This is a genomic window from Sphingomonas jatrophae (genome assembly GCF_900113315.1).
GTDB lineage: Bacteria > Pseudomonadota > Alphaproteobacteria > Sphingomonadales > Sphingomonadaceae > Sphingomonas_P > Sphingomonas_P jatrophae.
In genome coordinates, this window is the sequence record NZ_FOZG01000001.1 from 191,422 (window position 1) to 204,090 (window position 12,669).

At 70.0% G+C, this 12,669-nt stretch carries 10 protein-coding genes; 6 read left to right on the forward strand and 4 right to left on the reverse strand.

All coding sequences use genetic code 11. The features are described from left to right. Nucleotides 1-3: 3 nt before the first annotated feature. Genes ilvD through BM360_RS00805 form a run of 4 tightly spaced genes read left to right on the forward strand, consistent with a single transcriptional unit; the run spans nucleotide 4 to nucleotide 4,625 of the window. Nucleotides 4-1,725, forward strand: a complete 1,722-nt coding sequence (gene ilvD / locus BM360_RS00790) for a dihydroxy-acid dehydratase (RefSeq protein WP_093309417.1) — start codon at nucleotides 4-6, stop codon at nucleotides 1,723-1,725. Then, nucleotides 1,712-2,089 (forward strand): hypothetical protein, encoded by a 378-nt coding sequence (locus BM360_RS00795; RefSeq protein WP_093309418.1) that lies wholly within the window; start codon nucleotides 1,712-1,714, stop codon nucleotides 2,087-2,089. Before ilvD ends, BM360_RS00795 begins: the two co-directional genes overlap by 14 nt. Next, nucleotides 2,086-3,450, forward strand: a complete 1,365-nt coding sequence (locus tag BM360_RS00800) for an NAD(P)H-hydrate dehydratase (RefSeq protein ID WP_278247379.1) — start codon at nucleotides 2,086-2,088, stop codon at nucleotides 3,448-3,450. Before BM360_RS00795 ends, BM360_RS00800 begins: the two co-directional genes overlap by 4 nt. Beyond that, complete coding sequence (locus tag BM360_RS00805) at nucleotides 3,447-4,625, forward strand: class I SAM-dependent RNA methyltransferase (protein WP_093313524.1); 1,179 nt, start codon at nucleotides 3,447-3,449, stop codon at nucleotides 4,623-4,625. Before BM360_RS00800 ends, BM360_RS00805 begins: the two co-directional genes overlap by 4 nt. A gap of 18 nt (nucleotides 4,626-4,643) precedes the next feature. On the opposite strand, the gene BM360_RS00810 is transcribed toward BM360_RS00805, so the two are convergent. The 3 genes from BM360_RS00810 to BM360_RS00820 all read right to left on the reverse strand — a co-directional run bounded on the left by BM360_RS00810 (nucleotide 4,644) and on the right by BM360_RS00820 (nucleotide 9,335). Next, nucleotides 4,644-7,184 (reverse strand): TonB-dependent receptor, encoded by a 2,541-nt coding sequence (locus BM360_RS00810; RefSeq protein ID WP_093309420.1) that lies wholly within the window; start codon nucleotides 7,182-7,184, stop codon nucleotides 4,644-4,646. A gap of 29 nt (nucleotides 7,185-7,213) precedes the next feature. Beyond that, the gene (locus BM360_RS00815; RefSeq protein WP_093309421.1) at nucleotides 7,214-8,266 is read right to left on the reverse strand and encodes a glycosyltransferase family 4 protein; all 1,053 of its coding nucleotides are present in this window, start codon (nucleotides 8,264-8,266) and stop codon (nucleotides 7,214-7,216) included. A 139-nt stretch (nucleotides 8,267-8,405) separates the two neighbouring features. Continuing rightward, on the reverse strand, nucleotides 8,406-9,335 hold the full coding sequence (locus BM360_RS00820) for a UDP-2,3-diacylglucosamine diphosphatase (RefSeq protein ID WP_093309423.1): 930 nt from the start codon (nucleotides 9,333-9,335) through the stop codon (nucleotides 8,406-8,408). A 266-nt stretch (nucleotides 9,336-9,601) separates the two neighbouring features. On the opposite strand from BM360_RS00820, the gene BM360_RS00825 reads away from it, so the two are divergent. Together BM360_RS00825 and BM360_RS00830 are read left to right on the forward strand one after the other, a co-directional pair. Then, nucleotides 9,602-10,258, forward strand: coding sequence for a class I SAM-dependent methyltransferase (locus BM360_RS00825; protein ID WP_093309424.1), 657 nt, complete (start codon nucleotides 9,602-9,604; stop codon nucleotides 10,256-10,258). Further along, nucleotides 10,255-10,875, forward strand: coding sequence for a hypothetical protein (locus tag BM360_RS00830; RefSeq protein WP_242653235.1), 621 nt, complete (start codon nucleotides 10,255-10,257; stop codon nucleotides 10,873-10,875). Before BM360_RS00825 ends, BM360_RS00830 begins: the two co-directional genes overlap by 4 nt. 117 nt (nucleotides 10,876-10,992) lie before the next feature. On the opposite strand, the gene BM360_RS00835 is transcribed toward BM360_RS00830, so the two are convergent. Then, nucleotides 10,993-12,642 (reverse strand): aminotransferase class III-fold pyridoxal phosphate-dependent enzyme, encoded by a 1,650-nt coding sequence (locus BM360_RS00835; RefSeq protein ID WP_093313528.1) that lies wholly within the window; start codon nucleotides 12,640-12,642, stop codon nucleotides 10,993-10,995. Between the last annotated feature and the right edge of the window lie 27 nt (nucleotides 12,643-12,669).

A 12,669-nucleotide genomic window follows, 5' to 3' on the forward strand; every position in this document is an offset into this window, starting at 1 on the left:
GCAATGACCGAGCGTTTCGACAAGTCGCGCCTGCCCAGCCGCCACGTCTCGGTCGGGCCCGAACGTGCGCCGCACCGCAGCTATTATTACGCGATGAGCCTGACCGAGGAGGAGATTGCCCGGCCGTTCGTGGCGGTGGCCAGCGCGGGCAATGACAGCGCGCCCTGCAACACCACGCTGGATGCGCAGGCGGATGTCTGCCGTGAGGGGGTGATCGCGGGCGGTGGCATGCCGCGGCGGTTCAACACGATCACCGTCACCGACGGCATCGCCATGGGCCACCAAGGCATGAAGTCCTCGCTGGTCAGCCGAGAGGTCATCGCCGACTCGGTCGAGCTCTCCGTCCGCGGCCACTGCTATGACGCGCTGGTCGGCTTTGCGGGCTGCGACAAGAGCCTGCCGGGCATGATGATGGCGATGCTGCGCCTGAACGTGCCGTCCATCTTCGTCTATGGCGGCTCGATCCTGCCCGGCCGGTTCGACGGGCGCGACGTGACCGTCGTCGACGTGTTCGAGGTGGTCGGTCGCTATGCCGCGCAGGCCTGCCCGATCGAGGAGGTGCATGCGCTGGAGAAGGTCGCCTGCCCGGGCCACGGCGCGTGCGGCGGCCAGTTCACCGCCAACACGATGGCCTGCGTCGGCGAGGCCATCGGATTGTCCCTGCCGAACAGCAACATGGTGCCGGCCCCTTATACGTCGCGCGAACAGATTGCCCATGCGGCGGGCGTGCAGGTGATGGAGCTGATCGCCCGCAACCTCAGGCCGCGTGACATCTGCACGCGCCAAGCCTTTGAGAATGCAGCCCGGATCGTCGCGGCGACTGGCGGCTCGACCAACGGCGCGCTGCACCTGCCCGCAATGGCGAACGAGGCGGGGATCGCGTTCGATCTGTTCGACGTGGCCGAGATCTTCAAGACCACGCCTTACTGTGCCGACCTGAAGCCGGGCGGCAAATATGTCGCCAAGGACATGCATGAGGCAGGCGGCGTCTACATGCTGATGAAGACGTTGCTCGCCGAAGGCCTGCTCCATGGCGACTGCATGACCGTCACCGGCCGCACGCTCGCCGAGAATATCGACCGCGTGACGTGGAACCCCGACCAGAAGGTGATCTACGATGCGCGGACGCCGATCACGCCGACCGGCGGCGTCGTCGGCCTGCGCGGCAGCCTCGCGCCCGATGGTGCCATCGTGAAGGTCGCGGGCATGCACCGCCTCCAGTTCGAAGGGCCGGCGCGCGTGTTCGACTGTGAGGAGGATACGTTCGCCGCGGTCGAGGCGCGCGACATCGCCGAAGGCTCCGTCATCGTCATCCGCTATGAGGGTCCAAAGGGCGGGCCCGGCATGCGCGAGATGCTGTCCACCACCGCCGCGCTCTACGGCCAGGGCATGGGCGAAAAGGTGGCGCTGATCACCGACGGACGCTTCTCCGGTGCGACGCGCGGCTTCTGCATCGGCCATGTCGGTCCCGAAGCGGCGGAGTGCGGCCCGATCGCGCTGGTCGAGGACGGCGACACGATCCGCATCGATGCGGAGGCGGGTACGATCGACCTCCTCGTCGACGAGGCCGTGCTGGCCGAGCGCCGCAAGAGCTGGGTGCCGCGCACGACGGACTATAATTCCGGCGCATTGTGGCGCTATGCGCGTAATGTCGGCCCGGCCTGGCAAGGCGCGGTGACCCATCCCGGCGCGCGCGCGGAGACCCATGTTTATGCGGATATCTAGTTCGGTCGCGCTCCTCCTGCTCGCCGCCGCCTGTTCGGGCGAGACGCCGGAGGCGAGCGGCCCGGCCGCGGTCGCGGCGGACAAGGGCAAGGTGCTGTGCGCGACCGGCGGTGCGGGGGATTTCTCGCGCGAATGCACAATGGAGCGCGTCGCCGGCCCGGAGGGGCTGGTGCTGACGATCCGCAATCCGGACGGCGGCTTTCGCAAGCTGCTCGTCACGCGCGACGGACGCGGCGTGGTCGCTGCCGACGGCGCGGAGGCGGCGGTCGTCAAGGTGAGCGGCTCGCGTGAGATCGAGGTGACGGTCGGCGGCGACCGTTATCGCCTGCCCGCAACCGTCAAGGGCAAGCCGCTGCGCCCGTGAGCGATCCCATCCTGACCGCGGCGGAAATGCGGGCCGCGGAAGCGGCCGTCATCGCCGCGGGGACCAGCGTCGACACGCTGATGGCGCGGGCCGGTGCCGCCGTGGCGGAGGCGGCGTGGCGCTTTGCCGGGGGCTGCCCCACGCTGATCCTGTGCGGCCCGGGCAACAATGGCGGCGACGGCTATGTCGCAGCGCGGCGGCTGCGCGCGCGCGGCGTTTCGGTGCACGTCGCCGCGTGGGCACCGCCGCGTACCGATGCGGCCCGCGCTGCGCGTGCGGCGTGGGACGGCCCGGTCGTGCCGTTGGAAGACGCGCCCGCCGCGCCGCTGCTGATCGACGCGCTGTTCGGCACCGGCCTCACCCGGCCGCTCGACGATGCGATTGCGGCTCCGCTCGACCGGCTGGCCGCGGGCGCGGCGTTGCGGCTGGCGGTCGATCTGCCGAGCGGCGTCGGCAGCGACGATGGCGCGGTGCTCGGCCCGGTGCCGCGCTTCGACCTGACGCTGGCGCTCGGCAGCCTCAAGCCCGCGCATCTGCTCCAGCCCGCCGCCGCGCTGATGGGGCGGGTGGCGGTGGCGGATATCGGCGTGCCCGCGCCCGGCGCGACGATGCATCGGATCGCCCGGCCGCTGCTGCCGGAGCCGGGCCCCGCCGATCACAAATATAGCCGCGGCATGGTCGCGGTGGTGCCCGGCGCGATGCCGGGCGCGGCCCTGCTGGCGGCGGGCGCGGCGCAGCGCGCGGGCGCTGGCTATGTGCTGCTGGCCGATGAGGGAGCGGGTGGAGCGGACGCGCTGGTGCGGCGCCGCTGGTCGCCCGACCTGCTGACCGACGCGCGGATCGGCGCCATCGTTGTCGGGCCGGGGCTCGGCCGCGATGATGATGCGCGGGCGCGACTGGAGGCGGCGCTTGCCGCGGGACGGCCGCTCGTGCTCGATGCCGATGCGCTGGCGCTGCTCCGCGATCGCCTGCCGCTCGAGGCTCCGGCGGTGCTGACGCCGCATGAGGGTGAGTTCGCCCGGCTGTTCGGCGACATGCCCGGCAGCAAGATCGAGCGCGCGCGCGCTGCTGCAAGGCGGGCCGGCGCGGTCGTGCTGCTGAAGGGGGCCGACAGCGTGGTCGCCGCGCCCGATAGCCGTATCGGCATCGCCCCACCCGCACCTGGCTGGCTGGCCAGCGCGGGGACGGGGGACGTGCTGGCGGGGGCAATCGGTGCGATGCTGGCCGGCGGGCTGCCGCCGTTCGAGGCGGCGTGTGCCGGCCTGTGGCTGCACGGCGATGCCGCGCGGCGGGCCGGCCCGGCGCTGATCGCCGACGATCTCGTCACGCACCTCGCGGCTGCCAGAGGAGCGTGCGCATGAACATCCTGAGACTGGCGGCGCGTGGCGACGGCGTGGCGGAAGATGGCAGCCACTGGCCGCTGACCGCGCCCGGCGACACGATCGTCGATGGCGTCGCCGTGGCCGGGCCGCACCGCATCGTGCCGCCATGCCGTCATTTCCCGCGCTGCGGCGGCTGCCAGATCCAGCAGGTGGATGACGAGGCCTATCGCGCCTTCCTGGTCGAGCGGGTGGGCGGCGCGCTCGCCTCGCAGCGTCTCTCCGCCGAGATCCGCGCGCCGCACCTCTCCCCGCCAAACTCGCGCCGCCGCGCCACCTTGCACGCGCAGCGCATGGGCAAGGCGGTGCTGCTCGGCTTCCGTGAGGAGAAGAGCCACGCCATCGTCGACATGCGCGAATGCCACATCCTCGCGCCCGCTCTGTTCGCCCTCGTCGCGCCGCTGCGCCAGCTGCTCGGCCAGCTCCTGCCGTCGAAGGGTGTCGCGTCCGTCTCGCTGACGCTGGCGGATCAGGGTGTCGATGCGAGCATCGGCCCGGTCAGGGCGGAGGGGCTCGCCGCGGCGGAGGCGCTGACCGATTTCGCGCAGGCGCATGGCCTCGCTCGCCTGTCGCTCGACGAAGGCTATGGCGCGGAGCCGCGGTGGGAGCCGGCGGGCGTGACGGTCACGCTCGGCGGCGTACAGGTGCCGCTGCCCGTCGGTGCGTTCCTCCAGGCCACGGCGGATGGCGAGGCGGCTCTGGTCGCGGGCGTGCGCGAGGCGGTCGGCGATGCGGCGACGGTGGCGGATCTGTTTGCGGGCCTCGGCACCTTCGCGCTGGCGCTCGGCGGCAAGGTGCTGGCGGTGGAAGGCGCACGCGATGCGGCACTGGCGCTGCGCACCGCGGCAGGGCGGGTGCAGCGGCCCGTGCTGGTCGAGCATCGCGACCTGTTCCGCCGCCCGCTCGATGCCAAGGAGCTCGGCCGCTTCGACGCGGTGGTGCTCGATCCGCCGCGGGCGGGCGCCAAGGAGCAGATGCCCGCACTCGCCGCCTCGGGGATCGGCCGCATCGCTTACGTGTCGTGCAACCCCGCCACCTTCGCGCGCGACGCGCGGACCTTGGTGGATGCCGGCTGGCGGCTGGCCTGGGTGCGCCCGGTCGGCCAGTTCCGCTGGTCGATCCATGTCGAGCTGGTCGCCGCGTTCGATCGCGGCTGACCACCTCGGGTCCGGGGCTCAGCGCGCCCCGAACCGGATCGTCGCGCTGACCCCGTAATAGCGCGGATCGCCCGCGATGAAGGTGGGCAGGCCGAGTGCGTCGCCGGTGTTGCCCGCGTCCTTGGTATATTTCTTGTCGAACGCATTCTCGACGAACGCCTCGATCCGCCAGCCGCCATCCTCCGGGCCATAGCCGAGGCGGGCATTGACCAGCGCGAAGCCCTTCTGCGTCTCGTCGCGGATCAGGTCGGCAACGAGGGCAGCCGGCGGCTGCTGCAGCGCGGGCAGGTCATTGTCGTCGTCGAAATAGACGCGGCTCTGATACGTCGCGCTCGGCGCGAAGCTGATCCGCCCGCCGCCGAGCGGCTGCGACAGGATCACGCCCAGGGCCGCCGAATGATCGGGCGACAGGCGGAAGCGGTTGCCGTCGCGCACGCCCGCCTTCAGCCGGCTGTGGTTGTAGGCGTAGCTGGCATAGACGGTCAGCGCATCGCTCGGCACATAGCGCGCCTGGCCCTCGAAGCCGTAGCTTTCCGCCTTCCCCGCATTGGTGGTGATGACCTGCGTGCCCTGCTGCACGGTCGTCTGGAAGTTCCTGTAATCGTAGTAGAAGACGGCGCCGTCGAGCAACAGGGTGCGTGCCGCCAGCGCCGTCTTGAACCCGGCTTCGTAGCTGTCCACCCGCTCGTTCGGTAGCAGGTTGAAACGTGTCGCGCCGAACGGGGCCGCCGGGCTGCTCGCCGCCAGCACGCGCGGGCGACGGCCGCGGGCATAGGTGGCGTAGAGGCTGGCATCCTCGGTTGCGGCATAGCGCGCGGTCAGGCGCCAGGAGAAGCCGTCATCCTTCAGGGTCGCGGTGTCCACCGCGCCGTTCGCCGCGGTCGGCTGGGCGCCGAGCCCGAACAGCGGCACCGGATAGGCGGCAGACGGCGGGATCGTCGCAGCCCCTGGCACCGCCAGCGCGCCGAGCAGCGCGGCCCGCGTGGCGGCGGGCTGCGAAAGCGCGCCGATCAGTCCGCCCAGCACCGAGCGCCCGTTCAGCACCGACGCGGTGTAGCGCGAACGCTTGTCGTCATGCGTGTAGCGCAGGCCCGCCCCAAGCTCGAACCGCTCGCCCAATTTGTAGGTAACGTCGCCGAAGATATCGAAGGCGGTGGTGCGGCTCGAATTGGTGCTCGTCTCATAGTGGGCGGGCTTCAGGTTGGCGGCGATCGCCTGTGCCTGCGCGGCGGGCAGCGCCACGCCCGATGCCGCGGCAATGCCCTGCAGCAGCGCGCCGGTGAAGGCGGTGGAGGCGAAGGTGGCGGCGGGCGCCGGATCGGTCCCGGGGCGGGCGGCGCTCGGCCCGCTGAGGCGCCCGGCCAAACGGGCGAGCAGCGCGCGCTCGTCGAACTGCGCCGGCGTGCGCTGCGATCCCGTCTCGCGGAAGTAGCTGCCGCCGACAAAGGCGGTGATCGGCCCCTCCTCGAAGCTCAGCCGCAATTCCTGGCTGGTCTGCTTGCCGCGCGCATCTTCCGCCGCGGTCAGGATCGGCAGCGATAGGCCGTCCGCGTCGAAGGTCTCCAGCGCGTCGAACTCGCGATAGGCGGTGATCGAGGTGAGCGCGACGGTGTCGCTGAAGGCATAGCGCGCAATGCCGGTGAAGCCCCACACCTCGCGGTCGAGCCCCAGGCGCCGGCCATCCTCGAAGCCCGCACCCGGCGCCAGCGCCGCGCCGCTGTTGCGCCCGCGCGTGCCGATCACGGTGCCCGTCGTCGGATCGGTCGGCGTGAAGGCGATCGACTTGAAGGCGGTGCCGTTCGGCGTGTCCTTCTGGTAATTGCCGATCAGGTCGAAGGTCAGCTTCTCCCGCTCGACATGGAAGCTGCCGCGGATCGCGCCAGTGTCGGCCGAGTTAAAGTCGGGCCCGCCCAGCAGATTCTCGACATAGCCGTCGCGCTTGCGATAGCGCCCGGAGACGCGCAGCGCCGTGCCCTCGGCCAGCGGCACGTTGAGCATGCCCTCGGCGATATACTGGTCGTAATTGCCATAGTCGGCGCGGGCCATGCCGTAGAAGCCGTCCGGATCGGCCTTGTTCTGGACGATGTTGACCGCGCCGATCAGCGCGCCCCGCCCGTAGAGCGTCGATTGCGGGCCCTTGGACACCTCCACCCGCTCCACGTCGAACAGCTCGACATAGGAGCCGCGCGACTTGGAGATGGAGACGCCATCCTGGAAGACGGATACGCGCGGTTCGTTGAACGCGCTGCCACTGTCGGAGGTGATGCCGCGCATCACGAAGCCCGGATTGTTGGGCGACTGGTTCTGCACCTCGAACCCGGGGATGAAGCGCGAGAATTCCTCGAAATCCTCGACGCCCAGCCGGCTCAGCTCGTTGCCGGTCAGCGCGCTGACGGCGATCGGCACCTCGACCGGATCCTGCTCGCGCAGCTGCGCGGTGACGACGATCTCGTCCGCGCTGCCGCCCTCCACCGATGGCGCCGCATTCTGGCCCCAGGCGGGCGCTGCGGCGAGCGCAAGGAAGCTGGCGGCGCAGAGCGCCGCGCGACGGACCGTCATGTGAGAACCCCTCTTGATCTTCGGCGGCGCTAGGCGCGGGCGATTACCATTCGGTTGCGCGGATGCGACAGCTTCGTGTCGGTCGGCGCGAGGCCGGCGAGGAACTGCGCGGTGCATGCATCCCAGCCGAAATTCGCGGCGAAGGCAGGGCAGGCGGCACGGTCCAGCATCAGCGCGCCGGCGATCGCGCTGCCGAGATCCTTGTCGAGCACGCCGACCGCGCTGTCGCCGACGATGTCGAGCGGGCCCGGCACCGGATAGGCCGCGATCGGCAGCCCGCTCGCCAGCGCCTCCAGCAGGACGAGGCCGAACGTGTCGGTGCGGCTTGGGAAGACGAACAGGTCGGCGGCAGCATAAGCGGCGGCGAGCGCATCGCCGTGCAGCGCACCGGTGAAGGTGACGCCGGGGAAGCGGCGCGCAAGGTCGGCGCGGGCAGGCCCGTCGCCCACCACCACCTTGCTGCCGGGCGCGTCGGCGGCGAGGAACGCCTCGACATTCTTCTCCACCGCCACCCGGCCGACATAGAGCAGCACCGGGCCGGGCAGCGCCGCCAGATCGGGCAGGGGCTCCACGTCGGGCGAGAAGCGCGCGAGATCGACGCCGCGTGACCAGCGGTGCGTCTGCGGCAGGCCGTGCGCGGCCAGCTGCCGCTCCAGCGTGGCGGTCGCGGCGAAGACGCGCGCGGCGGGGGCGTGGAAGCGCCGCACCGCCGGCCAGAACAGCGACGGCGGCAGGCCGGTGCGCATGGCGAGATAATCGGGAAAGTGCGTGTGGAAGGAGGTGGTGAAGGGCAGCCCCTCGCGCCGGCACCAGCGCCGCGCCGCCCAGCCGAGCGGCCCTTCGGTCGCGATATGCACCGCATCGGGCGCGAACCTTGCCAGCATGGCGGCAACCCCGCGGCCGGCACCCAGCGCCAGCCTTATCTCCGGATAGGAGGGGCAGGGGATGGTGCGGAAGCGATCGGGGGTGATCGTCTCGACGACATGGCCGCCGCTGCGAAGCTGCGCGACGGTGGTGGACAGCGTGCGGACGACGCCGTTCACCTGCGGGCTCCACGCATCGCTGACGAGGGCGATCTTCATCTGCTTCCTATCCAGCGGAGAGTACCGGCGTCGGTAAGAAATGCGATAAGCCGTTCGTGCTGAGCCTGTCGAAGCACTGTCCTTGCCCGCGACGAAGAAGGACGACCCTTCGACAAGCTCAGGGCGAACGGGGGTGCGGTTATGCCTCCACCACCGCCAGCTTCGGCCGCGCGCGCGCCGCGGACGCCTCAAGCCGTACCTGCTCGGCCCAGTCGATGATCTCCATCGTGCCGTCGAAATGCTCCACCAGCGCGGTGCAGCTCTCCACCCAGTCGCCGTCATTATAGTAAGTGATGTCGCCGAACTGACGGATCTCGGCGGAATGGATGTGGCCGCAGACGACGCCGTCGACGCCGCGCTCGCGCGCGGCATGCGCCACAACTTCCTCATAACGGCCGATGAACTGCACCGCATTCTTGACGCGCTTCTTCAGGTGCGCCGCCAGCGACCAGTAAGGCAGGCCGAAGCGCCGCCGCACCCAGTTCACCGCCGAATTGGTCTTGAGCAGGAAGACGTAGGCGCTGTCGCCAAGAAAGGCGAGCCAGCGGGCGTAGAGCATGATGCTGTCGAACTCGTCGCCATGGATCACCAGCAGGCGCCGGCCGTCCGCGGTGACGTGGATGTCTTCGGACAGAAGCTCGATCCCGCCGAATTCAAGGCCCGCATAATCGCGGAAGATCTCGTCATGATTGCCGGGGACGAAGACGACGCGCGTGCCGTTCTTCGCCTGCTTCAGCAGGCAGCGGACGATGTCGTTATGCCGCGCCGGCCAGTACCAGCCCTTCTTCAGCTGCCAGCCGTCGACGATGTCGCCCGCCAGATACAGCGTCTCGCAATCCGTCTGGCGCAGGAAGTCGTAGAGCAGGTCGGCATTGCAGCCGGGCGTGCCGAGATGAATGTCGGAGATCCAGACGGTGCGGTAGCGCGTCCGCCGCGGCGCCTCGCTCGATCCGTCGTCGCCATCGGCGAGCCAGGCCGGCAGGCGGCGGGCAAGCTGCGCTGCGGCGGTGCGGGAACGCGGACCGGGCGCCTCGCGCGCTTCGATCGGAAAGTTCGGCAAGGATGCCATGAGCCCGGCCTCCCTCAAGTGGTGGGGCGTCGCCGACCCCCGTCGGCCATCCGCCGACTAGTCTGCGGTCAAGAAGATCCTGTTGCGTTGGCATGACAATGTTTTGACATTCAGAGAGAACAGCAACTTATCGGTCATCGTCTTTGAACTGAAACAACTCGCCGTCATGTGTGACTTGTTCGTCATGAACCGTTGGAGCGAAGACTCCATCGGGACGGGCAACTCATCTCTTCGAGAGCTTGGCCTCGTCAGGCAGGAAGCGTGTCATGGCATTAGTGATGCAGACGCAGCAGGTGGCCAGCGCCTATGATCGCTGGACCCCGGTTTACGACATGGTGTTCGGGCCCGTCTTCCGGCAGGGCCGCGCCGCCGCGGTGCGCGCGGCGGAGCGGATCGGCGGGCGCATCCTCGAAGTGGGGGTCGGCACCGGCCTCTCGCTGCCCTCCTACGGGGCGGAGAGCCGCGTCGTCGGCATCGACATCTCGGAGGGCATGCTCACCAAGGCGCGCCGCCGCGCCGCCCGCCTGCCGCAGGTGGAAGCCATCGAGGTCGGCGATGCGGAGCGGCTGTCCTATGCCGACAACAGCTTCGACGTGGTCGTCGCGCAATATGTCGTCAGCGCCGTGCCCAACCCGCAGGCGGCGCTCGATGAATTCGCCCGCGTCGTGCGGCCGGGTGGGGAGATCGTCATCACCACGCGCGTCGGCGCGGAACAGGGCGTGCGCGTGCATATCGAAAAGGCGCTGATGCCGCTCACCAGCCGGCTCGGCTTCCGCACCGATTTCCCCTTCGCGCTCTACACCGACTGGGCGGCGCACCGTTCGGACGTGACGCTGGTCGAACGCCGCGCGCTGAAGCCGCTCGGCCATTTCTCTCTCGTCCGCTTCGTCAAGCAGGACATGAGCGCGAGGGCCGCGGCATGAGCGAGGATGCGATGGACGCGCAGAAGAAGAAGTTCCGCGAACATCTGGCGGAGCAGCGCTGGGACGATCACCGTTTCTATCACCACAGCCTGGTCAACCAGAGCCTGCACATGCTCAGCGCATGCACCTTCGTCGTCGCCTACGCGCTCGCCTTCCACGATATCGCGCTCGCCAGCCTGCTCGGCTGGCTGGTCGCGATGACGAGCCGGCAGTGCGGCCACTTCTTCTTCGAGCCCAAGGGCTATGACGCGGAGAACGGCGTCACCCACGAATATAAGGAAGAGGTGAAGGTCGGCTACAATCTCGCGCGCAAATGGGTGTTCATGGGCCTGTGGGCGGCCAGCCCGCTGCTGCTCGTGCTCAGCCCGTCCTTGTTCGGGCTGGTCGAGCCGCACCATAACGTCGCCGACTTCGCGCGCCATGTCGGCCATCTCTGGCTCGGGCTCGGGGTTGCAGGCCTGCTGTTCCGCGTCGGTCAGCTGGCGCACCAGCAGGATATGATGACCGGCATCGTCTGGGCGACCAAGATCGTCACCGATCCGTTTAACGACATCAAGCTCTACCACCGCGCCCCGCTCCGCCTGCTCAAGGGCGAGCGGATCGCGCACGCGGGCTGAGCCGTCACGCCCCAGCCGTTCGTGCTGAGCGCAGTCGAAGCACCGTTCTTTCTTGCCACTGGTCTGAAGAAAGAACGGCCCTTCGACTAGGCTCAGGGCGAACGGTTCAGAGCGGTCTTACCGCCCCAGCCGCGCCTTCACCGTCTCGCCCAGGATGCGGCGGCTGACGCGCTTGTCGCTGGCGCCGTCTGCCGTCCACCACCAGCCGTCCGCCTGCATCGCGCGCGCCGCCGCGACGAAGGCATCGCCCACCGCGTCCATGTCCGCATCGCTGTAATCGAGGCTGAAGATGAAGCGGCCGGTGCCGACCCAGCTGAGCGCCACGCCCTCGGCGCGGAGGTAATATTGCAGCATCCAGTTATAGCGCGAGGGCACACGGTGCAGCATCGTCCAGATCGTGGACAAGGCATCGATCCCGAGCGGTGCGCCGGCCTCCGCCAGCCGCGCCTCCAGCGCCGCCGCCCGGCCCGCCCAGCGCGCGTCGAGCCCGTCGTAGAGGGCGCGGCCCTCATCGCCCTCCCACCGCCGCAGGAAGGCGTCCATCGCCGCCATGACGTATGGGTTGGCGTTGAACGTGCCGCGCGCGAAATTGAGGTCGGCGGGCCTGTCGTCGCGGTAGCGCTTCATCAGCTCGGCGCGGCCGCACAGCACGCCGACGGGCAGGCCGCCGCCCAGCGTCTTGCCATAGGTCACCATGTCGGGCGCGATGCCGAAATATTCCGCCGCACCGCGGGGGGCGAGGCGGAAGCCGGTGAACACGTCGTCCAGGATCAGCACGATCCCGTTCGCCCGGCAGACCGCCGCCAGTTTCTCCAGCCACGCGGCATAATCCGCCCGCGCGACCGACTTCGCCCGACGCCCCGCCACCAAGGTGCCGTCGGACGGGGCTGCGGCATTGGGATGCAGCGCCTGCAGCGGGTTGACCAGCACGCAGGCAACGTCCTTGCGCCGCGCCAGCACGCCCAGGCTCCGCTCGGACATCTCGGCCAGCGTCAGCGTGCGGTCGGCCGGGATCGGGTTGCCGGGGCCGGGCTGCACGTCGCCCCACCAGCCATGATAGGCGCCGGCGAAGCGCACCAGCCGCGGCCGGCCGGTATGATAGCGGGCGAGGCGCACCGCCTGCATCACCGCCTCCGTGCCGGACATGTGGAAGCTCACCTCGTCCAGCCCCGAGATCGCCTTCAGCCGCGCGATATTGGCCGCCACCACCGGATGATATTGGCCGAGCACGCCGCCCAAGGGACCCGCCAGCTCGACCGCCTCCGCCACGCACGCCTTGTACGTCTCTTGCCCGAACAGGTTGACGCCGTAGCTGCCCGTCAGATCCCAGAAGGCATTGCCGTCGAGGTCGATCAGGCGATTGCCCTCGGAACGCTCGAGGAACGCGCCGACGCCGAGATGCTCGCGCACCGTGCGGCTGAACGGGAAGGGGACGCGGTAGCTGGCGGTGAATTGCAGGTCGGAGAGGCCCACGCGCGCCTCCGCCGTCAGTGCGCGGCTCCTGGGGAAACGCTCGGCATAGAGCGCCGCCAGCCGCTCGAACCCCGCCCGGCGGCGCGCGACCACGTCGTCCGGCGCCCCATCCGCGCGGAAGAAGACGTCGCCCGACAGGTCGTAATAAGGCAGCAGCCCGGCGACGCGCTTGGCCATGCGCGGATGGCCGGCGAGCGAGGCGTGCTTGGCGCGGCTCAGCCGCAGCCGTGCGGGCGCGCGGGCGAGGAGGGTGGCGGCACCGGCGGCCGCGATACCGGCGAGAAGGGGAAGCATGATGACCGTCGAAAGCGGCAAGCGGTG